The organism is Streptomyces carminius (genome assembly GCF_002794255.1).
In the GTDB taxonomy this organism is placed as follows: Bacteria; Actinomycetota; Actinomycetes; order Streptomycetales; family Streptomycetaceae; genus Streptomyces; species Streptomyces carminius.
On record NZ_PGGW01000061.1, the window covers coordinates 101,746 to 123,627 of the forward strand.

23 protein-coding genes are annotated in these 21,882 nt (G+C 73.9%); 18 read left to right on the plus strand and 5 right to left on the minus strand.

What is annotated here, in order from left to right:
• Nucleotides 1-65: 65 nt before the first annotated feature.
• The gene (locus CUT44_RS21230) at nucleotides 66-812 is read right to left on the minus strand and encodes an SDR family NAD(P)-dependent oxidoreductase (protein ID WP_100203511.1); all 747 of its coding nucleotides are present in this window, start codon (nucleotides 810-812) and stop codon (nucleotides 66-68) included.
• Between the two features lie 94 nt (nucleotides 813-906).
• On the opposite strand from CUT44_RS21230, the gene CUT44_RS21235 reads away from it, so the two are divergent.
• Together CUT44_RS21235 and CUT44_RS34150 are read left to right on the plus strand one after the other, a co-directional pair.
• Complete coding sequence (locus CUT44_RS21235; protein WP_100203512.1) at nucleotides 907-1,515, plus strand: TetR/AcrR family transcriptional regulator; 609 nt, start codon at nucleotides 907-909, stop codon at nucleotides 1,513-1,515.
• 180 nt (nucleotides 1,516-1,695) lie between these two features.
• Entirely contained in the window at nucleotides 1,696-2,283 is a 588-nt protein-coding gene (locus tag CUT44_RS34150; protein ID WP_100203513.1) for a DUF6461 domain-containing protein, read from the plus strand.
• Nucleotides 2,284-2,350: 67 nt separating this feature from the next.
• On the opposite strand, the gene CUT44_RS21245 is transcribed toward CUT44_RS34150, so the two are convergent.
• Nucleotides 2,351-3,283, minus strand: coding sequence for an AraC family transcriptional regulator (locus CUT44_RS21245; RefSeq protein ID WP_100203514.1), 933 nt, complete (start codon nucleotides 3,281-3,283; stop codon nucleotides 2,351-2,353).
• A gap of 95 nt (nucleotides 3,284-3,378) precedes the next feature.
• Here CUT44_RS21245 and CUT44_RS21250 point away from each other — a divergent pair, with 95 nt between their 5' ends.
• From CUT44_RS21250 to CUT44_RS21260, 3 genes are all read left to right on the plus strand, one after another.
• Nucleotides 3,379-4,443, plus strand: a complete 1,065-nt coding sequence (locus CUT44_RS21250) for an acyl-CoA dehydrogenase family protein (protein WP_100203515.1) — start codon at nucleotides 3,379-3,381, stop codon at nucleotides 4,441-4,443.
• 271 nt (nucleotides 4,444-4,714) lie between these two features.
• Complete coding sequence (locus CUT44_RS21255; RefSeq protein ID WP_100203516.1) at nucleotides 4,715-6,340, plus strand: outer membrane protein assembly factor BamB family protein; 1,626 nt, start codon at nucleotides 4,715-4,717, stop codon at nucleotides 6,338-6,340.
• A 171-nt stretch (nucleotides 6,341-6,511) separates the two neighbouring features.
• Nucleotides 6,512-8,137: an SMI1/KNR4 family protein gene (locus CUT44_RS21260; protein ID WP_100203517.1), complete on the plus strand. Its 1,626-nt coding sequence runs from the start codon at nucleotides 6,512-6,514 to the stop codon at nucleotides 8,135-8,137.
• 58 nt (nucleotides 8,138-8,195) lie between these two features.
• Here CUT44_RS21260 and CUT44_RS21265 read toward each other — a convergent pair whose 3' ends face one another.
• Nucleotides 8,196-9,068: an aldo/keto reductase family oxidoreductase gene (locus tag CUT44_RS21265; RefSeq protein ID WP_100203518.1), complete on the minus strand. Its 873-nt coding sequence runs from the start codon at nucleotides 9,066-9,068 to the stop codon at nucleotides 8,196-8,198.
• Between the two features lie 194 nt (nucleotides 9,069-9,262).
• Here CUT44_RS21265 and CUT44_RS21270 point away from each other — a divergent pair, with 194 nt between their 5' ends.
• From CUT44_RS21270 to CUT44_RS21315, 11 genes are all read left to right on the plus strand, one after another.
• Nucleotides 9,263-10,126, plus strand: a complete 864-nt coding sequence (locus CUT44_RS21270; RefSeq protein ID WP_100203602.1) for a LysR family transcriptional regulator — start codon at nucleotides 9,263-9,265, stop codon at nucleotides 10,124-10,126.
• Nucleotides 10,127-10,362: 236 nt separating this feature from the next.
• The gene (locus tag CUT44_RS33185) at nucleotides 10,363-10,515 is read left to right on the plus strand and encodes a hypothetical protein (protein ID WP_158239643.1); all 153 of its coding nucleotides are present in this window, start codon (nucleotides 10,363-10,365) and stop codon (nucleotides 10,513-10,515) included.
• Nucleotides 10,500-11,204: a pyrroloquinoline-quinone synthase PqqC gene (pqqC, locus tag CUT44_RS21275; protein ID WP_100203519.1), complete on the plus strand. Its 705-nt coding sequence runs from the start codon at nucleotides 10,500-10,502 to the stop codon at nucleotides 11,202-11,204. The genes CUT44_RS33185 and pqqC overlap by 16 nt, the downstream gene beginning before the upstream one ends.
• An 8-nt stretch (nucleotides 11,205-11,212) precedes the next feature.
• A complete protein-coding gene (gene pqqE / locus CUT44_RS21280) occupies nucleotides 11,213-12,643 on the plus strand; it encodes a pyrroloquinoline quinone biosynthesis protein PqqE (RefSeq protein ID WP_100203520.1) in 1,431 nt (476 codons plus the stop codon).
• Between the two features lies 1 nt (nucleotide 12,644).
• Entirely contained in the window at nucleotides 12,645-13,511 is an 867-nt protein-coding gene (gene pqqB, locus CUT44_RS21285) for a pyrroloquinoline quinone biosynthesis protein PqqB (RefSeq protein ID WP_100203603.1), read from the plus strand.
• Nucleotides 13,512-13,647: 136 nt separating this feature from the next.
• On the plus strand, nucleotides 13,648-13,947 hold the full coding sequence (locus CUT44_RS21290) for a hypothetical protein (protein WP_100203521.1): 300 nt from the start codon (nucleotides 13,648-13,650) through the stop codon (nucleotides 13,945-13,947).
• Nucleotides 13,944-14,348, plus strand: a complete 405-nt coding sequence (locus tag CUT44_RS21295; RefSeq protein ID WP_233221544.1) for a PIN domain-containing protein — start codon at nucleotides 13,944-13,946, stop codon at nucleotides 14,346-14,348. The genes CUT44_RS21290 and CUT44_RS21295 overlap by 4 nt, the downstream gene beginning before the upstream one ends.
• 429 nt (nucleotides 14,349-14,777) lie before the next feature.
• Nucleotides 14,778-16,367, plus strand: a complete 1,590-nt coding sequence (locus CUT44_RS21300; RefSeq protein ID WP_233221545.1) for an outer membrane protein assembly factor BamB family protein — start codon at nucleotides 14,778-14,780, stop codon at nucleotides 16,365-16,367.
• Nucleotides 16,321-16,827 carry a glucuronyl esterase domain-containing protein gene (locus tag CUT44_RS34155; RefSeq protein ID WP_408646771.1) on the plus strand — a complete coding sequence of 169 codons (507 nt, stop codon included), beginning with the start codon at nucleotides 16,321-16,323 and terminating at the stop codon, nucleotides 16,825-16,827. Before CUT44_RS21300 ends, CUT44_RS34155 begins: the two co-directional genes overlap by 47 nt.
• Nucleotides 16,809-17,378 (plus strand): TetR/AcrR family transcriptional regulator, encoded by a 570-nt coding sequence (locus CUT44_RS21310; protein ID WP_100203523.1) that lies wholly within the window; start codon nucleotides 16,809-16,811, stop codon nucleotides 17,376-17,378. The genes CUT44_RS34155 and CUT44_RS21310 overlap by 19 nt, the downstream gene beginning before the upstream one ends.
• 87 nt (nucleotides 17,379-17,465) lie before the next feature.
• Nucleotides 17,466-18,656 carry a GDSL-type esterase/lipase family protein gene (locus CUT44_RS21315; protein ID WP_100203524.1) on the plus strand — a complete coding sequence of 397 codons (1,191 nt, stop codon included), beginning with the start codon at nucleotides 17,466-17,468 and terminating at the stop codon, nucleotides 18,654-18,656.
• A 143-nt stretch (nucleotides 18,657-18,799) separates the two neighbouring features.
• On the opposite strand, the gene CUT44_RS21320 is transcribed toward CUT44_RS21315, so the two are convergent.
• Nucleotides 18,800-19,135, minus strand: a complete 336-nt coding sequence (locus tag CUT44_RS21320; RefSeq protein WP_100203525.1) for a beta/gamma crystallin domain-containing protein — start codon at nucleotides 19,133-19,135, stop codon at nucleotides 18,800-18,802.
• 147 nt (nucleotides 19,136-19,282) lie between these two features.
• Here CUT44_RS21320 and CUT44_RS21325 point away from each other — a divergent pair, with 147 nt between their 5' ends.
• On the plus strand, nucleotides 19,283-20,551 hold the full coding sequence (locus tag CUT44_RS21325; protein WP_100203526.1) for a hypothetical protein: 1,269 nt from the start codon (nucleotides 19,283-19,285) through the stop codon (nucleotides 20,549-20,551).
• 41 nt (nucleotides 20,552-20,592) lie between these two features.
• Here CUT44_RS21325 and CUT44_RS21330 read toward each other — a convergent pair whose 3' ends face one another.
• Nucleotides 20,593-20,976: a hypothetical protein gene (locus tag CUT44_RS21330; protein WP_100203527.1), complete on the minus strand. Its 384-nt coding sequence runs from the start codon at nucleotides 20,974-20,976 to the stop codon at nucleotides 20,593-20,595.
• Nucleotides 20,977-21,569: 593 nt separating this feature from the next.
• On the opposite strand from CUT44_RS21330, the gene CUT44_RS21335 reads away from it, so the two are divergent.
• Nucleotides 21,570-21,752, plus strand: a complete 183-nt coding sequence (locus tag CUT44_RS21335) for a MalT transcriptional regulator family protein (RefSeq protein ID WP_146252277.1) — start codon at nucleotides 21,570-21,572, stop codon at nucleotides 21,750-21,752.
• Nucleotides 21,753-21,882: the final 130 nt, after the last annotated feature.

Consider the following 21,882-nt stretch of genomic DNA (forward strand, 5'->3'; position numbering starts at 1 on the left):
CCGAGCCGGAGGAGGGACGGGGCCGGGCGTCGCCGGTGATCACGCGGCGGGCGCCGCCCGCGCGGTCACAGCTGGTTCTCACCGCCGTCGACGTACAGGTTGGCGCCGAGGATGAAGCTGCTCTGCTCGGAAGCGAGGAAAGCCACCGCGCTGGCGACCTCCTCCGGACGACCGATCCGGCCCAGGGGGACACCCGCGGCGAACTGTGCCTTGGTGACGGGCCCGTCCCCCGCGGCCACGGCGTCGAGTGCGGGAGTGTCGATGGTGCCCGGGGAGACCACGTTGACCCGGATACCGCGGTCCTTGAGTTCGTTGGCCCAGGTCCGGGCGAAGGACCGGACCGCCGCCTTGGAGGCCGCGTACGTGCCGAACGCCGCGACACCGTCGTCGGCGCGCACCGAGGAGTTCAGGATCACCGACGCGCCGTCGTTGAGCAGCGGCAGCGCCTTCTGCACCGTGAACACCGTGCCCAGGACGTTGACGCCGAAGGTCTCCTCGAAGTGCGCCTCGGTGATCTGCTCCAGTGTCGCGAACGACGCGATGCCGGCGTTGGCGAACAGCACGTCCAGGCCCCGGCCCCGGGCGCGGACCGTGTCGTACAGCCGGTCCAGGTCGGCCGGTTCGGAGATGTCGCCCGCCACCGCGGTGGCGCTCGCCGGGCCGATGGTCTCGACGGCCGCGTCCAGCACGGCCTTGCGCCGACCGGTGATGAAGACGTGCGCGCCCTCGGCCGCCAGCCGGACGGCGGTGGCCAGGCCGATCCCGGTGCTGCCGCCGGTGACGACGGCGGTCTTGCCTTCGAGCTGCCCCATGTCAATGACCTCCAGAGAATTCAGCACCGATCGGTACTGAACAAGACCGTAGCACATCCGCACCGATCGGTACGGAAGAGGTAGGATCGACGGCATGGAGACACGGCGGAAGGCACCGGTCGGCCGGCCCAGGGGGTTCGACACCGACGAGGCCCTCGAACAGGCCATGCGGGTCTTCTGGGAACAGGGCTACGAAGGCGCCAGCCTCACCGACCTGACCGACGCCATGGGCATCACCCGCACCAGCATGTACGCGGCCTTCGGCAACAAGGAGGAACTGTTCCGCAAGGCCCTGGAGCGCTACACCGAAGGTCCCGCCTCCTACGGGGCCCGGGCCCTGCGGGAGCCGACCGCCCGGCAGGTGGCCGCCGCGTTCCTCAACGGCTCCGTCCGGGCCACCACCCGCCCCGGCTGCCCCGCCGGATGCCTCGGCGTCCAGGGGTCCCTCGCCGCCGGCGAGTCGGGAGCCGGTGCCCGCGACACCCTCACCACCTGGCGCGACGGGCATCTCGCCCTCCTCCGCGACCGGTTCCGGCAGGCCGTCGACGAAGGCGACCTGCCCCCCGACACCGACCCCGGGCTGCTCGCCCGCTATCTCATGACCGTGGCGAACGGCATCGCCGTCCAGGCCGCCGGCGGCGCCCCCCGCGACGACCTCCAGCAGGTGGCCGACATGGCCCTGCGGAGTTGGCCACCTGCCTGACGGCCGGAAAGGCCGGCGCTCAAGCCGACGGCGGGCTCGCGGAGGGATCGTGAGCGTGGCACCGGGGAGACGCCCGACGGGCCGCATGCCGTTCACCTGTGCCCGTGGCTACGCCGGCCTCCGGTACTGTCCGGGTGAGGCGCGGACTCGTGACGCGACGTTCACGGCGCTGTAGGAGGAGTGTTGACGGTTCCGGCTCTCGCCGACTGTGTTCCCCTGGACCACTTCGGCCTCACCTGTGTGCGGGATCTCTCGCCTGACGAAGTGTTGTCACGGCTGGGCGTCACCGACCGGGCCCCGTATCCGCACTACACGCCTCAAGAAGCGATCCAACGCTTGGGCCACGGTCACGAGAACCCGGCGGCACGTGTGTGCCACAGCGGAGAATGGACCTTCCTGCTTGACGTCGACGATCACGGCGTACTGCTCCGGACGCCTGTGCTCACCCGGCTGTCAATGGGCACCGAGGCCGTCTCCATCTGGAAGCTCCTCGACAGCACGACCCGGATCGCTCACGCGAGCAACGGCGAACTCATGGCCCACTACGACGACTGGATGTTCGAGCCTGCGAAGGGCACCGACCCCTCCCGGCTCAACCGTGCTCTCGCAGCCATCGGATTCTTCCGGGAGGAGAACGAGGAATCCGACGAGTGGTCTGCCCCCGAGATGGCGCTGCTGGCACTGGAGCGGGAGTTCGGCCTCGTGCTGCCGTCCGAGGTCAGCCGGGGCCCCTTGCCGACGGTCGGCCTCCGGCACCTTCGAGGCTGACCGCCGGGGTCACCGGGCTCGCCGCGCCGGACTGTCGCGGACGGACGCCGAGCCGGCCGGCAGGCACTCAGCGCGCGTTCCCGGTTCCGGGGGAAGCGCCGCCGGAGATGAAGGAGTCCGCCGGGGCGCGGCGGAAACGCCCCGGCGACACCCCGTACTCGCGCCTGAACGCCGCCGAGAAGGCGAACTCCGTGGAGTACCCGACCTCGCGGGCGATCGTGGCCAGCGTGGCGTCGGTCTCCCGGAGCAGCCGGGCGCCACGGCCCAGCCGCCAGCCGATCAGGTAGGCCATCGGCGGCCGGCCCACCGCCGCGGTGAAGCGCCTGGTGAACGCCGCCCGGGGCAGCCCTGCCGCCTCGCTCAGCCGGGCCACCGACCACTGCCTCCGCGGGTTCTCATGGATCATCCGGAGGGCGGCGGCGACGGCCGGATCGTCCGTCTCCGGCCATGCGGCCGCACCCTGCTGCTCGTGCCACTGGCGGAGCACGTGGACGAGGATCAGGTCCAGCAGCGCGGGCAGGGTCGCCGCCGTACCCGGCTGCGTGCCGGACACGTCGGTGCTGAGGAGGTCGGTCAACGTCCGCAGGTGGGGCAGGCGGTCGTAGTCCGGCGACACCGTCATCAGAGGAGGCAGGGCGCTGAGGTACTGCGGGGCGGAGCCGTGCTCGAGGCGGTAGACCCCGCACAGGAACTCGAAGTCGAACGGTCCCGGCGCCGGCGGGATCGGCCCCATCACGGCCGGCGGCAGGCCTCCGAGGGCGCAGGGGACCCGGTTGAGGCCGTGCTCGGAACCGGTGGCGGTGAGCACGACGTCGCCCGGACGCAGCGGCACCGGTTCCTCGTCCGCGGTGATCAGCCAGCAGGTGCCCCGCAGGATGATGTGGAACCCGGTGCCGGCGAAGGCGGGAAACCGGAGGCCCCGGGAGTTCGACTGCCTGATGACGCGGCCGCCCGGACGCCCGACGCGCACCGTGCGGATCACTTCGCTCACCAGGTCCATGTGGGCGATCGTATCGGCGCGGGCGGCCAACCTCGTATGAGCCGGTACCGCTCGGACATGTCCGGCCACCGGCGGCGGGTGATTGGGTCGACGCCATGATCGATTACTCGGCGGACAACGCGACGAACAAGATCCTCCGCGCCCATGCCCAGCAGGCGGAGGCGGCCGACCGCCCGGCCCCGGAAAGTCTGGCCGCGCTGCGCGGTGAGGGAGTCCTCGCGCTGCGGACGCCGCGGGAATCCGGAGGCGCCTGGGCGGACGTGAGCGGCGTGGCCCGCTGTCTGACCGTCCTCGGCCGGGCCTGCCCGTCCACGGCCTGGATAGCCGGGACCTGCGCGACCTCGAAGAACCTTGTCGCGATGTCGTTCCCGGCCGCGCCGGTGCGGGACTTCTTCGCCGATCCGGACGCGCTCTCCTGCGGATCGGGCCTTCCCGCGGGCCGTGGCGAAAGGGTGGCCGACGGCGTACGCGTCAGTGGCCGCTGGCCGAACGTATCGGGTTGCGAGGACGCGGCCTGGGCCGTGCTCGCCGTGCTGGTGGAGAGTGCTTTCTCACTCGCCGTGATACCGGTGGCCGACCTGACCGTCGAGCGGACCTGGCACATGGCCGGTATGCGCGGTACCGGAAGTCACACTCTGGTGGCGGCGGACCTGCTGGTGCCGGCTGAGCGTGTCGCGGCAGTGGAGCCCTTCCCTCTCAAGGATCTCCTGCTGTACTCGATCACCACGCTGGGCCCGGTCGTGGGGGCGGCCAGAGGTGCGCTCGACGCGATCGGCGAGATGTTCGCCTCGGACCGGAAGCCGTTCATGAGCGACTACTCCCGGATGGGTGAGTCCCCCGCGGCCAGGCAGTGGCTGGCGGAGGCGACCCATCTGGTGAGCCGCGCCGAGCGGACCATGTTCGCGGTCGCCCGGGAGGCGGAGACGAACGGCCTGTCCGCTGCCGACAGGCCCCGTCTGCACGTGGACCTCGCGGACGCCGGCCGGGACTGCCGGGCCGCGGTGGAGCTCATGCTCGATCTGCACGGCGCGAGTGGGTTCGACACCTCGAACCCACTCCAGAGGTACTGGCGGGATGTCGCCGTCGGCAGCCGTCACCCCCATCTCAACCCGTACCTCGCGGTCGAGTCCTTCGGGGCGGCGCTGGTCAGTCATCTCTGACCGCGGCCGGCCCACGGCACGGCCGCTCGCCGGTCGTCCAGGGGCCGAAGCCGGCCGGGGCGGGAACGCTCCGTTCCCGGGGCTGCCCCAGGACAGCGTCCCGGAGGGACCAGGCCGGGAACTCCGCTGCTCCGCCGTGGACGCACCCCCGGGAACCGGCCACGGGGCGGGGCCGGATGCCCGGATCACCCCGTTGTGGTTTCTCCGGGTGGACATTAGCTTTCTCGCCGTCAAGTCGGTTCCCGAGCGCCCGGACGGGCGGGGGTGGGGCATGCCCATGCGACACAAGCGGTACTTCCTGGCTTCCTTGTCGTTCCTGCTGGCCGCCCTGGTCGGGGTGGCGGGCACGCCCGCCGTCGCCGCACCGGACGGCGCGGCCGGTACCGGCACCGGTCCCGGGCGGCCCGGCGGGCCGGACCGGTGGGTGATGGGCGGGCACGATCTCGCCAACTCGCGCTCCAATCCGTTCGAGCGGCGCCTGGGGCCGTCCAACGCGGACGAGCTGGCGGTGAAGTGGACGGCGGCCACCGAGGGCGACGTCTCCGCGACCCCGGCCGTGGTGGACGGCGCGGTCTACTACCCCGACTGGGGCGGGAGGTTCTGGAAGGTCAACGCCCGCACCGGGAAGGTGATCTGGTCGCGGAGCGTCGCCGAGTACACCGGGATCGAGGGCGCCGTCTCGCGCAGCAGTCCCGCCGTCGTCGGCGACACCGTCTATATCGGCACCCAGCAGGGCGCCCGGCTGCTGGCGATCGACACGGCCACCGGCGAGCTGCGCTGGAACACCCCGGTGGACGACCACCCGTACGCGATCCTGACCCAGTCCCCGGCGGTGTACGGCGGCGTGGTGTACCAGGGCGTCTCCTCGGACGAGGAGACCGCCGCGGGCGACCCGGACTACCCGTGCTGCACCTTCCGGGGCAGCGTGGTGGCCGCCGACGCGGCGACCGGCGAGGTGCTGTGGAAGACCTACACGACTCCCGAGGGGGCCGAGGGAGAGGACCCGTCCGACGCCTTCTCCGGCGCCGCGACCTGGAGCGGTACCCCGGCGATCGACCCGGAGAGCGGGACGGTCTACATCACCACCGGCAACAACTACACCGTTCCGCGGAGCGTCACCGACTGCCAGGAGGCGGGCGGTACGGCGACCGAGTGCCTGCCGCCGGAGAACATGATCAACTCGTTCATCGCCCTCGACATGCGGACGGGCGAGGTGAAGTGGGCGACCGGCCAGGACCGCTTCGACTCCTGGAACACCGGCTGCCTTCCCCAGTTCCCGCCCAACAACTGTCCGATCATCCCCGGCCCGGACCACGACTTCGGTGACGGCGCGCACCTGTTCACGCTCTCCGGCGGCGAACACGGCGAGGGCCGCAAGGCGGTGGGGGCCGGGCAGAAGAGCGGCGAGTACTGGATGCTCGACGCCACCACCGGCGAGGTGCTGTGGAGCTCGGCCGTCGGCCCGGGCGGCGAGTTCGGCGGCATCCAGTGGGGTACGGCCACCGACGGCGAGCGCGTCTACTTCACCGAGACCAACATCAACGGCCTGCCGTACGAACTGCCCGACGGCCGGACCATCGACCACAGCTCTTTCGGCGCGCTCGACCCGGCCACCGGGGAGATCCTGTGGCAGGTGCCCGAACCGCACCAGGGCACCGCGACCGCGGCGGTGACCGTGGCCAACGGCGTCCTGTACGCGAGCTCGCTGAACAACCACATGTACGCGTTCGACGCCGCCACCGGTGAGCTGCTGTGGGACTTCGAGGGCGAGGGCGCCTCGGCGGCCGGCCCGGCGGTCACCGGCGGGACGGTGTACTGGGGCAACGGCTACGCCCGGATCGGCCTGGGCGACCCGAGCCGGACGTTCTACGCGTTCTCCGCCCCGCGCCGCCGGTAGGGGTGCCGGTAGGGGTGCCGGTAGGGGTGCCCGGTAGGGGTGCCGCCCGGCAGGGGCGGACGTGGGCACGGACCCGGTCCCCGGGTCCGTGCCCACGTCGTCGCGGGAGCCGGTGTCAGCGGTGCCTGCCAGGATGACCGGTGTCGCCGACAGCACGGGGAGCAGCAGCACATGGTCGAGCAGGTGGCCCGCCACATGGCCGGACGAATCGTCGCCGACGCGCCGGAGGGCTGGGCACGTGCCGTGCTCTCGGGCCACGCGGGCGGCGGTGGAAGCAGCATGGGCGGCGGTTACACGGTCCCCGGGGTCCGCGCCACCGCGCTGCCGTCCGACATGCACTCCCTGCTGAGGGAGCTCGCGGCGGCGGTGCGCGAGGAGCGCGGCTGGGAGCCCGTCTCCTGGGAGATGGACTGCCGGCCCTCCGGCGAGTACCGGCTCACCGTGTTCACGGACGCCGTCGGCCACGTGAGCGGGCCGGGCGGCGGATACGAGATCGTGCTGGATCCCGGTTACCTCCTGCCGCAGCCCGGGCTGCGGCAGGAGGCGGGCACCGCCGCCCCGGCCGGCGACCCGGAGTCGGCCGCGACGAGGTTCCGCGCGTATCTCGAACGGCGCGCCGCCGTCCTCGGCCACCCCGAGGAGCTGCCCCCGCCCGCCACCACCGCCGCGCTCGACGAGGCCGAGCGCCGCCTCGGCCGCCCGCTGCCCGCCGACCTGCGGGCGCTGTACCTGATCACCGACGGGGACGGCATCGGGTACCGGCACCGCCATCTCATCGGGAACCACGCCTGGCTGTCCCTGGAGAACCTGGTCGCCGAGTACGCCGACGGGCGCGAGTGGCAGGACCGCCCCTGGCTCGGCTGGGACCTGGAGTGGGACGCGGTGGTCTTCGACACCGTCCCCGCCGACACCGTCCGCCGCTGCGGGGGCCACCCCGGCTGGATACGGTTCGCCGCCGACGGGGGCGGCAACTACCTCGCCGTGGACACGGCCCCCGCCCGTGACGGGCGGCCCGGCCAGGTCATCGCCACCGGCCGCGACTACGGCGAGGGTCCCGAGTACGTCGCCGACTCCGTCTCCTCCCTGCTCCTCCAGCATCTGGAACTGCTGGAGCGCGGCTCCTACGAGAAGGAGGAGGACGACTTCCTCTCCCTGCGCGGGCCCGCCCGCGCCCCGGGCACCCGGGAGATCGTCGGCGGCATCCCGGCGGAGGTCCCGCCCACCCTCCAGGCCATCCACGTCAACGACGCCACCGGCACCGTCGACCTCGGCCCCCTCACCGCCGCGCCCGGCCTGCGCCTGCTGAACCTCAACCGCTCCACCACCACCGACCTGGCGCCCGTACGCGGCCTGCCCGTCGAATCCCTCCGTGTCACCCTCGACGGCGGCGACCTCACCCCGCTCGCGGGCCACCCCCACCTCGCCGCCCTCACCCTGCGCACCACCGCCCCGGCCGATCTCGCCCCGCTGAGCACCATTCCCCACCTGCACGGTCTCGACCTCTCCGGGGCCGGGACCACCGAGCCGGGCGTCCTGGCGGAGCTGGCGGGCCTGCGCTACCTGGCCCTCACCCGGCGGCAGTGGGACGCGCTGCTCGACCGCCGCGCGGTCCCGCCCGCCCTGGCCGCCGTCCGGCTGGCCGGGGACCCGGCCGGGGACGGCGTGACCTTCGAGGACGCCCTCGTCCTGGCCGCCCGTCTGGGCATGGACACCGGCGGCGCGCTCCGTGTCACCGGCGGCGTCACCGGCGGCCCCGGTGGCCCCGGTGGCCTCGGTGACGGGCCCGTGCCCGGCTGACGGCGGTCCGCCGGTGCGGGAGCGGGCGGGGCCCGGCCCGGGGCCGGGCCGCGTCCCGCTAGCGGCCGATCTTGTCCAGCTCGGCGAGGTCCTCCTCGGAGAGCTGGAGTCCCGCGCCGGCGGCGTTCTCGCGCAGGTGCGCCACCGACGAGGTGCCGGGGATGAGCAGGATGTTCGGCGACCGCCGCAGCAGCCAGGCCAGGGCGACCGACATCGGCGTCGCGCCCAGCCGGTCGGCCACCGCGGACAGGGCCGTGGACTGCAGCGGGGTGAAGCCGCCGAGCGGGAAGAAGGGCACGTAGGCGATGCCCTTGGCGGCGAGTTCGTCGATCAGCCCGTCGTCCTGGCGGTGGGCGAGGTTGTACATGTTCTGCACGCACACGATCGGCGCGATCCGCTGCGCCTCGGCGACCTGTTCCGCCGTCGCGTTGCTCACGCCGAGGTGCCGGATCAGGCCCTCCCGCTGGAGCTCGACGAGTGCCTCGAAGGGCTCGGCGAGCGAGCCGGGTTGAGGTCCCTGGGCGTCGCCGAGCCGGAGGTTGACCACGTCCAGCACGTCGAGGCCGAGGTCCGCCAGGTTCTCGTGGACGGCGCGCCGCAGGTCCTCGGGCTTGCGGGCCGGAGGCCAGCCGCCCTGCTGGTCGCGCTCGGCGCCGACCTTGGTCACGATGCGCAGCGATTCGGGGTAGGGGTGCAGCGCCTCCCTGATGAGCCGGTTGGTGATGCGCGGCCCGTACACACCGGCGGTGTCGATATGGGTGATCCCGAGGGCGACGGCCTCGCGCAGCACGGCGAGCGCGCCGCCGCGGTCGGCGGGCGGGCCCATGACCCCGGGGCCGGCGAGCTGCATGGCGCCGTAACCGAAGCGGGTGACGGTCAGATCGCCCAGGGCCCAGGTGCCGCCGGGCAGCGATGCGGAGGGGGTGTTCATGGCTGTGCCTTTCCTGCTGAACCGGATACCGCGGAGGGCTGTTCGCCGCTTGGTCCGCCGTTCGTCACCGGCGCGGACCGCGTCTCGCCCGTGCCGTCGATGCTCGCCCGCGGACCGCCGCCGCATCCAATACCGATACGGCGTCCTGTCATACCCGGCGGGTATCACCGCCGTACCCTGTCTTCATGGAGACCATGGACACCGTGGAGACCCGCGAGCTGAGGTACTTCGTGGCCGTCGCCGAGGAGCTGCACTTCGGCCGCGCCGCCGAGCGCCTCGGGATGGCCCAGCCACCGCTGTCCCGGGCGATCCAGCAGTTGGAGCGGCGCCTCGGCGTCACCCTGCTGGAACGCGGCCGCCGCGGCGTCACCCTGACCGGCGCCGGGGAGGTGCTGCTGGACGAGGGCCGTGCGGCCCTCGACGCGGCCACCGCCGCCGTCCGCCGCACCCGCCGCGCCGGCGGTGCCGGCGGTGCCGGCGGCCCCCGCGACCGTCTGGTGCTGGCGGTGAAGGCCGGCGCGTCCCACGAGCTGCTGCACAAGCTGCTCGACGCCTACGCGGCCGAGCCGGGTGCCGCCGAGGTCGAGGTGCTGCCGAGCGGCACGTGTGAGCAGGGGGAGATGCTGCGCGACGGCCGCGCCGACGTGGCGCTCATGCACAAGCCGTTCAACTCCCTCGCCGGGTTCGACAGCGAGGAGCTGAGCACCGAGGGGCAGATCGCCATCCTGCCCGCCGGACACCCCCTCGCCGCGCGCCGGACCCTGTCCCTGGCCGACGTCACCGACATCCCCGGTCTTCCGCTCGCCCGCTGGGCGCGCAACGGCACGTATCCGCCCGGGCCTGGTCCCGAGATCCACGACCAGACGCAACTGGCCCAGCTCATCGCGCTCGGACGCACCGTGGCGGTCTTCCCCGAGTCCGCCCGCGCCTGGCTGTGGGCCGAGCACGCCGCCGTCCCCCTGGCCGACGCGCCCCCCGTCGTCACCCACATCGCCTGGCCCGCGCACAGCCGCTCCCTCGCCCTCGCCAAGCTGGTCCGCACGGCCACCCGGCTGTGACCCTCCCGCGCCCTGCCGCGCCGCCGTCGCCCTGACGGCACTTCGCCCGGCCGGAAAGTCCCGGCTCCCGGCGGCCGATTCTCGACCTTGACGGGGAATCAGCGGAAACATACGTTCCCATTCGGCACGTGCCGAACGCTTGACGCGCAGCTGACTCCGTCAAACCCGCAACGGTTTCCGTATTCCGGATCCACCGGCGTGCGGAGAACTCCGCCGAGCATCGGAAGGTGACCCCCGTGAACATCCCCGTGAGCACCGAGAAGCCGACCACCGCACCGCCGCCCGCCACCGCCCGCCGCACCTGGCAGCCCCCGGTGGTCGAGTGCCGCGAGGTGCGGGCCGAGGTGACCGCCTACGCCGGGGCCCGTCCCGCGTGGCCGAAGCGCTGACCCGGGCCGGCTTCACGGCGGCCCTGCGCGGGCTGTCCGTGCGGTACTGGGACACCCACCCGTTCCAGCTCCGGCTGCACGAGGGCCGGTGCACCCGGGACGAGGTCCGCTCCTGGGTCGCCAACCGCTGGTACTACCAGCGGTGCCTGTCGCAGAAGAACGGGGCGATCATCGCCAACTGCCCGCTTCCCGCGGTGCGGCGGCGGTGGGCGGAACGGATCCTGTTCCAGGACGGCCGCGACGACGGCGAGGGCGGGCTGGAGGACTGGCTCGTCCTCGCCGAGGCCGTCGGCCTGTCCCGGGAGGAGGTCCGCGAGGAGCGGCACGTACTGCCCGGGGTGCGGTTCGCCGTCGACTCCTATGTGCACTTCTGCCGGACGCGGCCGTGGACCGAGGGCGTCGCGGCCGGTCTGACGGAGCTGTTCGCCCCCGGGCACATGGCGGACCGGATCACCGCCTGGCAGCGCCACTACCCCTGGATCAAGCCCGAGGGCTACGCCTACTTCGCCACCCGGATCCCGGTGGTGGAGGGGGACGCCGAGTACACCCTCGGCCTGGTGCTGGACCACTGCGCCACCCGCGAGCAGCAGGACCGCGCCGTCGCCGCGCTCGGCTTCAAGTGCGACGTGCTGCGCGGCATGCTGGACGCCGTCGAGTACGCGGCGGGCCGGCCGGCGGGCGTACGGTGACGCCGCCGGTGCCGGTCCCGCCCGGTGGCCGCCCGGCGCTGGGCCGCGGGGTGCGCCTGGCGTACGACGACGTACGCGGCCGGCCGGCGCTGCTCTACCCCGAGGGCGTGCTGCTGCTCAACGAGTCGGCCGCCGCGGTGCTCGCCCGGTGCGACGGCACCCGGACGGTCGACGCCATCGCCGCCGGTCTGGCCGCCGAGTACGCCGGGGTCGCCGCCGGGGACGTCGCGGCGGTGGTGGCGGAGGTCGCCGGCCGGCACCTGGTGGACTTCGACCCGCCGGCACCCGTACCGGTCACCCCGGTCGCCGGGGCGACCGCCCCGGCGGACGGGCCGCCACCGGACCCGCCGCCGGATCCTGCCCCGATCGGCATGGTGGCCGAGCTGACGTACCGGTGCCCGCTGCACTGCCCGTACTGCTCCAACCCGGTCGACATGCGCCCCTACCGCGACGAGCTCGGCACCGGCGACTGGTTCCGGGTGCTCGGCGAGGCCCGCCGCCTGGGAGTGCTCCAGGTGCACTTCTCCGGCGGCGAGCCGGCGCTCCGCCGCGATCTGGCGGACCTCGTCGGCGAGGCGCACCGGCTGGGCGTCTACACGAACCTGGTCACCAGCGGCATCCCGATGGACGCCGGACGGCTCGCCGAACTGGCCGCCGCCGGGCTGGACCACGTCCAGCTCTCCTTCCAGGACGCGGTGGCCGGCCCGGCCGACGCCGTCGCCGGCCTGCCCGCGCACACGCGCAAGACCAAGGTGGCCGCCGCGGTCACCGCCGCGGGCCTGCCGCTGACCGTCAACGCGGTGCTGCACCGCGGGAACGTCGCCCGGCTGCTCGACATCACCCGGCTGGCCGCCGAACTGGGCGCCGACCGCCTGGAACTCGCGCACACCCAGTACTACGGCTGGGGGCTGCGCAACCGCGCGGTGCTGCTGCCCACCCCGGAGCAGATCGCCACCGCGGAGCGCGACGCCGCCGAGGCCCAGGAGCGGTACGGCGACCGGATGCAGATCGTCTACGTCGTCCCGGACCACCATCTGGCCCGGCCGAAGGCGTGCATGGCGGGCTGGGGCAGCCGGATGTTCGTGGTCGCGCCGAACGGCGACGTCCTGCCGTGCCTGGCCGCCGCACAACTCCCGGGCCTGGAGCCGCCCGGTGTGCGCACCGGCTCGCTGGCGGACGCCTGGTACCGGTCGGAGGCGTTCAACCGCTTCCGGGGCACGGGCTGGATGCGGGAGCCGTGCCGGAGCTGCCCCCTGAAGGACGAGGACCTCGGCGGCTGCCGCTGCCAGGCGTTCCAGCTCACCGGCGACGCGGCGGCCACCGACCCGGTGTGCGAACTGTCGCCGCACCACGGGCGGGTGACGGCGGCGCTCACCGAGGCCCGCGCCGGTGACGGGACCCGCCGCCCGGTGCCGCGCCGCATGGGCGGTGGTGGCTGACATGCGGGTGCGGGTGCTCGGTACGGCGGCCGGGGGCGGGCTGCCGCAGTGGAACTGCGCCTGCGAGGTGTGCGGCACGGCACGGGCCGCCGCCGTCGGGCGCACCCAGGACTGCCTCGCCGTCAGCGGCGACGGCACGGCGTGGTGGCTGGTCAACGCCTCGCCGGACATCCGCGCCCAGCTTCTCGCCGCCCCCGAGCTGGCGCCCGGCCCGGCCCGGCGGCAGACGCCCCTGCGCGGCGCCCTCCTCACCAGCGCCGAACTCGACCACACCCTGGGGCTGGCCGCGCTGCGGGAGGCGCGGGACTTCACGGTGCACGGCACGGCGACCGTGCTGGGGGCACTGCCGGTGCGCGGCGTCATCGACCCGTACGGCGGGTTCCGGTGGAGCCCGGCCGGGGACACGGAGCTGGAACTGGCGGGCGGGCTGACCGTCCGGGCGGTCCCGGTCGGCCGCAAACGGCCCCGGTACGCCGCCGGCGCGCCGGACGCCGGCGACTGGGTGGTGGCGTACCGCCTCACCGACCGCCGCACCGGCGGGGTGCTCGTCTACGCGCCGTGTCTGGCGGCGTGGCCGCCCGCGCTCGCGGCGGCGGCCGAGGGGGCCGACTGCGTCCTGCTGGACGGCTCGTTCTTCACCGACGACGAGATGACGGAACGGACCGGCGCCGGCCCCACGGCCCTGGACATGGGGCATCTGCCGATCTCCGACAGCCTGGCGCACCGGGCGTCGTATCCGTCCGCCCGGTGGCTCTACACCCACCTCAACAACACCAACCCGGCCCTGGTCGCGGACTCCCCGCAGCGGCGGGCCGTGGAGCGGGCGGGCGCCGAGGTGGCGGCGGACGGGATGCTGCTGGAGCTGTGAACGGGTCCGCTCCCGGGCCCAGGGGCGGACCGGTGCGCGGCCGCCGCACGGGCACCGACAGCGGGGCACACCCAATAGGGTGATCTTTCATCTTTTAGGTTTGGGCAGGCCACCCCCTCTCGGTATCGTCACGGGCATGGCGACCAAGAAGTACACCGTGACCCTCCCCGAGGAGCTGGCCGAGGCCATCCGCGCCAAGGTCGGCCCGGGCGGCTTCAGCCGGTACGTCGCCCACGCCATAGAGCGCCAGCAGGAACGGGAACGGCTCCAGGAAGCCGTCGACTGGTGGGAATCCGAATACGGCGAAGTGACGGAAGCCGAGATGGCCGAGGCCGAAGCCGAGTATCGGGAGATCGAGCGCAAACACGCCGAGCTGGCCCGCGAACGACAGACCGATGCCGGACAGGCACCCCGCCTGGATCAGGATGCCGCATGACCATGGCCAGAGAGCATGCCTACCTGCTCGACAGCGAGGGCCTGTCCCAGTGGGTGCGCGGCGACCGTCGCATGGGTCTGCGGATCAAAAAGGCCGAACGCCAAAGCGTCCGGGTCATGACCACCTCCATGACCATGATCGAGGCATACGACCCGACGCGGTACAAACCCGCCTGGCAGTGGGCGCTGTCCCGCATCCACATCGAGCCGGTGCCCGAGGATCTCGCCAAAGAGGCCATTGAACTGCTCAAGAGTGCGGGCCTGCACGGTCACAAGTACGCCATCGACGCGGCCCTCGCCGCCGTCGCCCTGCGGCAGCCCGGGCCGGTCACCGTCTTCACCTCCGACGAGGACGACATGCGCAAGCTGTGCGGCGACCACGTGGTGGTCGTGCGGCTCTGACCACAGGGCGCTCGCCTGGCCGGGTGTCGCCGTGCCGGGTCCGGCACGGCGACACCCGGCCAGTTTCGGGGCGGAGCGGAGCAGGCGCGGGCCGCCGAAGGTGACGTCCCGGTGGCGGGTGGGCGACCTCGGAGTTACGACGGGGCGTCGGCCGTACCGCCGGGGCGCGGGGGCGGCGGGCGTCTTCCGTACCGCCGCGAGGCCCGCGCAGGTCCGCGACCCGCGACCCCGGCGGCGGGAGTGCCCCGGCGCGCGGCCCGCCGGGAATGGCCGCGGCGCGCCTTGACCGGCGGACCGGCCGTTGTGGACTCCTTCCTTCCGCACTAGCTTCCCCGCCGTCGGAAGTCGTCAGTGTCGGTATCTCGCGCCCCCGTCGGAGGGGGCAGGACGGTGACCATGCGACGCAAACGGTGCCTGTTATCCCCGGCCTTGTCCCTGTTCCTGGCGGTCCTGGTCGGTACGGCGGGCTCGCCCGCCGCCGCCGCGCCACCCCCGGACACCGCGCCGGACGGCGCGGCCGCCACCACCGGACCCGATCCCGGCGGGCCGGACCAGTGGCCGATGGGCGGACACGACCTCGCCAACTCGCGCTCCAACCCGTTCGAGCGGCACCTGAAGCCGTCGAACGCCGGCGACCTCGCGGTGAAGTGGACGGCGACCACCGAAGGCGACGTCTCCGCGACGCCCGCCGTGGTGGACGGCGCGGTCTACTACCCCGACTGGGGCGGGAGGTTCTGGAAGGTGGACGCGGAGACCGGGGAGGTGATCTGGTCCCGGAGCGTCGCCGAGTACACCGGCGTCGAGGGCGCCGTCTCGCGCAGCAGCCCCGCCGTCGTCGGCGACACCGTCTTCATCGGCACCCAGCAGGGCGCCCAGCTCCTCGCCGTCGACACGGCCACCGGCGACCTGCGCTGGAACACCCCGGTGGACGACCACCCGCGCGCGATCCTCACCCAGTCGCCGACGGTGTACGACGGCGTCGTGTACCAGAGCGTCTCCTCGGACGAGGAGCCCGCCGCGGCGGACCCCGACTACCCGTGCTGCACCTTCCGGGGCAATGTGGTGGCCGCCGACGCGGAGACCGGCGAGGTCCTGTGGAAGACGTACGCCATCCCCGAGCAGGAGGACCCGGCCGACGGCTTCAGCGGCGCGGCGATCTGGAGCGGGAGCCCGGCGGTCGACCCGGAGAGCGGGACGGTCTACGTCACCTCGGGCAACAACTACACCGTTCCGCGGAGCGTGACCGAGTGCCAGGAGGCGGGCGGCGAACCGTCCGAGTGCCTGCCGCCGGAGAACCGGATCAACTCCTTCATCGCCCTGGACATGAGGACCGGTCAGATCAAGTGGTCCACCGGCCAGGACCGCTTCGACTCCTGGAACATCAACTGCCTGCCCGGCTTCCCGCCGGACAACTGCCCGATCCCGGGCCCGGACCACGACTTCGCCGACGGCGCCCATCTGTTCACCCTCTCCGGCGGCGAGCACGGCGAGGCCCGCAAGGCGGTGGGCGCCGGGCAGAAGAGCGGCGAGTACTGGATGCTCGACGCCACCACCGGCGAGGTGCTGTGGAGCTCGGCCGTCGGCCCGGGCTCGGAGCTGGGCGGGATCCAGTGGGGCACCGCGAGTGACGGTGAGCGCATCTACTTCGCCGAGAGCAACGTGAACGGCATCGAGCACGAGCTGCCGGACGGACAGACCATCGACCACAGCTCCTTCGGGGCGCTCGACCCGGCCACCGGCGAGGTGATCTGGCAGGTGCCCGAGCCGCACGGGGGCACCGCGATCGCGGCGGTGAGCGTGGCCAACGGCGTCCTGTACGCCGGGTCCCTGAACAACCACATGTACGCGTTCGACGCCGCCACCGGCGAGTTGCTGTGGGACTTCGAGGGCGAGGGCGCCTCCATGTCCGGTCCGGCGGTCACCGGCGGGACGGTGTACTGGGGCAACGGCTACGCCCGGGTCCGCGGGGCCGATCCGAGCACCACGTTCTACGCGTTCTCCGTCGGCCCCCGCCCGTAGCGCGGCGCGCGCTACGGGCGGGGGCGCCTTCGTGGCCGGCGCGTTCGACCAGCGCATCGCGTTGACCATGCCGATCGAGTCCGGCAGCGGCGGGGTGGGTGCCTTCCGCTCCATCGCGCGCGAGAGCGGCGCGCAGCCGCTGAGCAGCGCCTACGGCGAGCAGCCCTGGCTGGGGGATGCGTTCGGCTCCTGCACCGGCAACCCCAACTCCGAGAAGTCCGCCAGTCTCTCCCAGTGGCACAACCGGCAGACCCCCACCCTCACCGACCAGCCCCCAGGTGAGCCCCGGGCCCGGCGCGCGAGCGCCGGGCCCGGGCGTTTCGGCGGCGGGACGCCGCGGCGTTCCACCGACAACGATGACCGATCCGGTGAACAGGCAGACGATTTGCCTAATACCTTTAGGGAGGTGCATTATCGAGTAAGGCAAACGAGAGGACGACCATGGCGCGCGCGGGGCTGACCGCGGAACGTCTGACCCGGGCGGGAGCCGAGCTCGCCGACGAGGTGGGCTTCGACCAGGTGACCGTCTCGGCGCTCGCCAGACGGTTCGACGTCAAGGTCGCGAGCCTGTACTCGCACCTGAGGAGCTCCCAGGACCTGCGGACCAGGATCGCCCTGCTCGCCCTGGAGGAACTCGCCGACCGGGCCGCCGACGCCCTGGCCGGACGGTCCGGCAAGGACGCCCTGACCGCCCTGGCGAACGTCTACCGCGACTACGCCCGGGAGCACCCCGGCCGCTACGCCGCGGCCCAGCTCCGGCTCGACCCCGAGACGGCGGCCGGCAGCGCCGGCGTCCGGCACGCGCGGATGACCCGGGCCCTCCTGCGCGGCTACGACCTGGCCGAGCCGGACCGGACGCACGCGGTCCGGCTGCTGGGCAGCGTCTTCCACGGCTACGTCAGCCTGGAACTGGGTGGCGGGTTCGACCACAGCGCCCCCGACACCCAGGAGACCTGGGCACGGATCCTGGACGCCCTCGACGTCCTGCTGCGGGACTGGCCCGCGCCCTGACCCCGCACCGGCGCCCCGCCGACCCCGCGCGGACGGGACCGGACAGCCCGCACCCAGCGACCGACACGTCATCGACAGGTTGAGACCATGCACCCCGAACACCACTGGATCACCACGCCCGTCACCGCCGGACTCCTGCGCGGCGCCCTCGACCTGGAGCGCACCGAGCACGGCCTGCTGCCGCACCGGCTGCCCGCCCGGGCCCGCGCCCAGTGCGCCGACGGACAGCTCGCCATGGCCGAGTCCCAGCCCTCGGGCGTACGGCTGGCCTTCCGCACCCGGGCCACCGCCGTCGAGCTGGACACCCGGCCCACCAAACGGGTCCACACCGGTGCCCCGCCCCGCCCGGACGGCGTGTACGACCTGCTCGTCGACGGCCGCCTGGCCGGCCAGGGCACCGTCTCCGGCGGCAACACCGTGACCGTCGACATGGCCACCGGAGCCGCCGAGCTCCGGCCCGGCCCGGCCGGCACCCTGCGCTTCACCGACCTGCCCGACCGTGCCAAGGACATCGAGATCTGGCTGCCGCACAACGAGACCACCGAGCTTCTCGCCCTGCGCACCGACGCCCCCGTCGAGCCCGCGCCGGACCGGGGCCGCCGGGTGTGGCTGCACCACGGCAGCTCGATCAGCCACGGCTCCGACGCCGCGAGCCCCACCACCACCTGGCCCGCGCTCGCCGCCGCCCGCGGCGGGGTGGAGCTGGTCAACCTCGGCCTGGGCGGCAGCGCCCTGCTCGACCCGTTCACCGCCCGCGCGATGCGCGACACCCCCGCCGACCTGCTCAGCGTCAAGATCGGCATCAACCTGGTCAACGGCGACGTGATGCGGCTGCGCGCCTTCACCCCGGCCGTCCACGGCTTCCTCGACACCCTCCGCGAGGGCCATCCCACCACGCCGCTGCTGGTCGTCTCCCCCGTCCACTGCCCGCTCCACGAGGACACCCCGGGCCCCCTCGCCTTCGACCTCGACGCGCTCGGCGAGGGGAAGCTGCGGTTCCGGGCCACCGGCGATCCCGCCGAGCGCGCCGCCGGGAAGCTGACCCTGCGCGTCATCCGGGAGGAACTGGCCCGGATCGTGAAGCAGCGGGCGGCCGAGGACCCGCACCTGCACCACCTCGACGGCCTCGACCTCTACGGCGAGGCCGACTCCGCCGAGCTGCCGCTCCCCGACGGGCTCCACCCGGACGCCGCCACCCACCGCCGCATCGGCGAGCGCTTCGCCGACCTGGCCTTCGCCCCCGGCGGCCCCTTCGCCGCCGACCGCGCCACCACCTGAGGCCGGCCCCGCTCCGGCGGGGAGGGGACGGGGCGGCCGAGGGGGAAGCGGGACGGGGCCCCGCGGCCCGTGCCGCGGAGCCCCGTCCTTCGGTGCCGTGCCTCGGACGCGCGGGCGCGTCAGCGGATCAGTGGATCAGTGGATCAGTGGATCCGTAGGTGGGTGATGGTCACCGAACCGTCGACGACCCTCTTGCCCTGCCACTTCTCCAGGGTGATGGCCCCGATCGTCGAGTCGACGGTGATCCGGTTGTTGCCCGAAGAGATCCGGTAGGCGTCGGGGAGGTTGAGGCCCACACTGCCTGCGTTGGCGAAGCAGAGCTCCTGGCTCCCGCCGCTGCCGTACTCGATCTTGACGAAGTCGGTCCGGTCACCGCAGCCGACGGTGTTGATCGCGGCGGCGTTGCTCATCGGGATGACGGCCGACACCGCGACGGCCGCGGCGGCCGCCACCATGACTCGCTTGAGCGAGCGCTTCATACGTTTTCCAGTTCTCTCTGCGTTCGGAACAGTGCGGGACGGTGTGGACCGTCCCCTTCCGTATACGGCCCGCCGCCCGGTCGGTTCACTTCTCCGGTGATCGGACTGCGGAGGGGCACGGTGGATCCGCCGGGGAAGAATCACGCCATGCCCGCCGACCACGCCGACCACGTTCACCGCACCGAGCACCCCGAGCACCCCCACCCGCCGCCCGTCGCGCCCCCGCCCGCCGGCGAGCGGCTGTGGACGGACCGCCGGTGGCTGCTCTACGCGTCGGCCGCGGCGGCGGCCCGACTCCCCGGCACGATGCTCCCGCTGGGACTGGTGCTGGCCGGGCAGTCCCTCACCGGCTCCTTCGCCTCCGGCAGCGTCGTCGCCGGTGCGTACGCGGCCGCCGTCGCGCTGAGTGCCCCGTGGCGCGGCAGGCGGCTCGACCGCGCGCCGCTGCCCGGCGGGCTGACGGTCCCGCTGGTGTGCGGGGCGCTGCTACTGGCCGCGCTGGGGGCCGCCCTGGCGGTACGGGCCCCGATGCCGGTGGCGGCGGCGCTGGCCGCCGGGGCCGCCGTCGCCACGGCCGGGGTGCCCGGCGGGCTGCGGAGCCTGCTGCCGCTGCTGTGGGGCGGACGCACCGCGGCCCGCGCCTTCGCCGGGGACTCGGCCGTCACGGAGATCACCTGGATCGCCGGGCCGGCACTCGCCGCCGCGCTGTTCGCACAGGCCGGCCCCGTCGCGCCGGTCGCCTGCGCGGCGGTGCTCTGGCTGGCGGCGGTGCCGGCGGTACGGCGGGTGCCCGGCCGCCGGGCCCCGGCGGGCCCGGTCTCCCGGGAGCGCACCGGCGGGTTGCTGCGCGCCGTCCGGCCGCTGCTCCTGCTCAGCCTCGGCGTCGGGGTGAACCTCGGCGCCCTCGACGTCGGGCTGCCGGCCCTGCTGCACAGCCGCGGCTCGGCCCCCGCGGGCGGCGGGCTGCTCATCGCGGCGCTCTCGCTGTCCAGCGCGCTCGCCGTCCTGCTGCTCACCACCCCCGCGGCGGGGCGCCTCCTCGGCAGCGGGACGGGCGGCGGTGACGGCGGCGGCATACGGCGGGCGGTGGTGTGCCACGCCTGCTACGGTCTGCTGCTCCTGCCACTGGCACTGCTGCCCCCGCTGCCCGGCGCGCTGGCGGTCGTCCTGGCGGCGGGCTGCTTCCTGGGACCGGGCATCGGTTTCACCTTCGCCCTCGTCCCCGCGCGGGTGGCACCCGGCCGGCACGGCGAGGCGTTCGGGCTGTTCTTCTCCACCAACGCCCTGGGCACCGCGGCCGGCGCCCTGGCCGCCGGAGCGCTGGTCGAACACGTGTCGGTCTCCGCCGGGCTACTGCTCGCCGCGCTGCCCCCGGCGGTGGCGGCGGCGGTGGCGGCCCGGCTCAGGCGTCCCTGACGCCGAGCCGCCGGGCCGCGGCGGCGGACCCGCACACGCCGTCAGAACCTGTTCCGCGAGGTGCTCGCCGTCCGCTCGGCGCGCAGGAGCGTGGCGAGGACGCACAGGGCCAGCGACACCGCGACGGCCAGGTGTCCGAAGAGCGTCTGCGGGAAGTCGAGCGCGTCGCTGCCCACCACCGCGGCGTTTCCGGCTGCCGCGGGGAACAGCAGGCCGATCACCCCGGCCGGGGCCGGCCGCTCCAGGGCCGCCGCCACGGCCGGGCCGGCGACGCCCAGTGCCAGGAGCACGGCTGCCAGGGCGTGGCGCAGGGCGTCGTCCGCGTCCGAGACCCACAGCAGGAACGAGCAGCCGACCAGTCCGCAGACCATCACGAACAGCGCCGCCGGCCTGCGGGTCCGCCGGTACAGGGCGGTCACACTCATACGGGATCTGTCCTTGTCAGACGGCGACGGAGAGCAGGGCGAGGGTCAACGAGGACAGGAACGTGACGGCCTTCTTCCCGCGGGACAGGCCCCCTCCACACCGACCGGAAGAGCAACGGAGCCGTCAGTCCGGCACCGGCGACATACAGGTGGTACCACGGGGGTTCCCTCGGGGTCCAGGACGGGGCGGGCCGCGCTCGCGGCGTGCACGGGGAGCACACAGGGACGGGCACGGTGAAGCTCAGGCCGTACGTCGGCCACCTCCGGCGCTCCCGCCGACGGTGGAAGACGTTGCGCCCCCCCCGCACACGGCCGTGACGGGCCGGAGCCCGGAGCACGGTGAACAGACTGGTGAGGGCGTATGCCAGGGCCCACAGCCCGTGGCTGGTGACGCCCGGCTTCCGCTCCCGCCCGGCCGGACCGCGAAGCGCGCCCGGGCCCTCCCTGCCAGGGGCCGGCGAAGGGCTCCCCACCGACCCGACCGGCCCCGGCTCGCCGGAGCCGTCCAGCTGCTCGCCGCCGGTATGCGCGTGTGGGCGGCGGACGTCCCCGGCGGGGACACGGCCCGGCAGGCTCACCCCCGGGAGCGCCCGGTGTCCCCTCTGTCGGCCGACGGCCTGAGCAACGACCGGACAGGGCACCGGCTGAACCCGAACTCCGCCACGGTCAAGGACCATGTGGCGTCGATGCACCTCAAGTGCGGCGTCGGCAACCGGGTTGCGGCGGCCCTGCTGTTCCGCGGCATCCCCGTGCCGCGGGAGTCCCAGCCCGTGTGACGGTGCCCCGGCGGGCGGAGCGGCCCCGTCACGGCAGGAGGCGCGCACCATGACGGGACCGCCGGTGGAGGCGATTCACCGGCGGACGGCGGCCACCGGTGGTTATTCGCTGGCCGCGCTCCCCCGCCGC

What these genes read in the sequence shown, in the direction of transcription:
- CUT44_RS21290 (WP_100203521.1), top strand. Translation starts at nt 13,648, where the DNA reads ATGGCGACCAAGAAGTACACCGTGACCCTCCCCGAGGAGCTGGCCGAG.
- CUT44_RS21325 (WP_100203526.1), top strand. Translation starts at nt 19,283, where the DNA reads ATGCCCGCCGACCACGCCGACCACGTTCACCGCACCGAGCACCCCGAG.
- CUT44_RS21255 (WP_100203516.1), top strand. Translation starts at nt 4,715, where the DNA reads ATGCCCATGCGACACAAGCGGTACTTCCTGGCTTCCTTGTCGTTCCTG.
- CUT44_RS21250 (WP_100203515.1), top strand. Translation starts at nt 3,379, where the DNA reads ATGATCGATTACTCGGCGGACAACGCGACGAACAAGATCCTCCGCGCC.
- CUT44_RS21265 (WP_100203518.1), bottom strand. Translation starts at nt 9,068, where the DNA reads ATGAACACCCCCTCCGCATCGCTGCCCGGCGGCACCTGGGCCCTGGGC.
- CUT44_RS21310 (WP_100203523.1), top strand. Translation starts at nt 16,809, where the DNA reads ATGGCGCGCGCGGGGCTGACCGCGGAACGTCTGACCCGGGCGGGAGCC.
- CUT44_RS21315 (WP_100203524.1), top strand. Translation starts at nt 17,466, where the DNA reads ATGCACCCCGAACACCACTGGATCACCACGCCCGTCACCGCCGGACTC.
- pqqB (WP_100203603.1), top strand. Translation starts at nt 12,645, where the DNA reads ATGCGGGTGCGGGTGCTCGGTACGGCGGCCGGGGGCGGGCTGCCGCAG.
- CUT44_RS21260 (WP_100203517.1), top strand. Translation starts at nt 6,512, where the DNA reads ATGGTCGAGCAGGTGGCCCGCCACATGGCCGGACGAATCGTCGCCGAC.
- CUT44_RS21230 (WP_100203511.1), bottom strand. Translation starts at nt 812, where the DNA reads ATGGGGCAGCTCGAAGGCAAGACCGCCGTCGTCACCGGCGGCAGCACC.
- CUT44_RS21295 (WP_233221544.1), top strand. Translation starts at nt 13,944, where the DNA reads ATGACCATGGCCAGAGAGCATGCCTACCTGCTCGACAGCGAGGGCCTG.
- CUT44_RS21235 (WP_100203512.1), top strand. Translation starts at nt 907, where the DNA reads ATGGAGACACGGCGGAAGGCACCGGTCGGCCGGCCCAGGGGGTTCGAC.
- CUT44_RS21245 (WP_100203514.1), bottom strand. Translation starts at nt 3,283, where the DNA reads ATGGACCTGGTGAGCGAAGTGATCCGCACGGTGCGCGTCGGGCGTCCG.
- CUT44_RS21270 (WP_100203602.1), top strand. Translation starts at nt 9,263, where the DNA reads ATGGACACCGTGGAGACCCGCGAGCTGAGGTACTTCGTGGCCGTCGCC.
- CUT44_RS21330 (WP_100203527.1), bottom strand. Translation starts at nt 20,976, where the DNA reads ATGAGTGTGACCGCCCTGTACCGGCGGACCCGCAGGCCGGCGGCGCTG.
- CUT44_RS21320 (WP_100203525.1), bottom strand. Translation starts at nt 19,135, where the DNA reads ATGAAGCGCTCGCTCAAGCGAGTCATGGTGGCGGCCGCCGCGGCCGTC.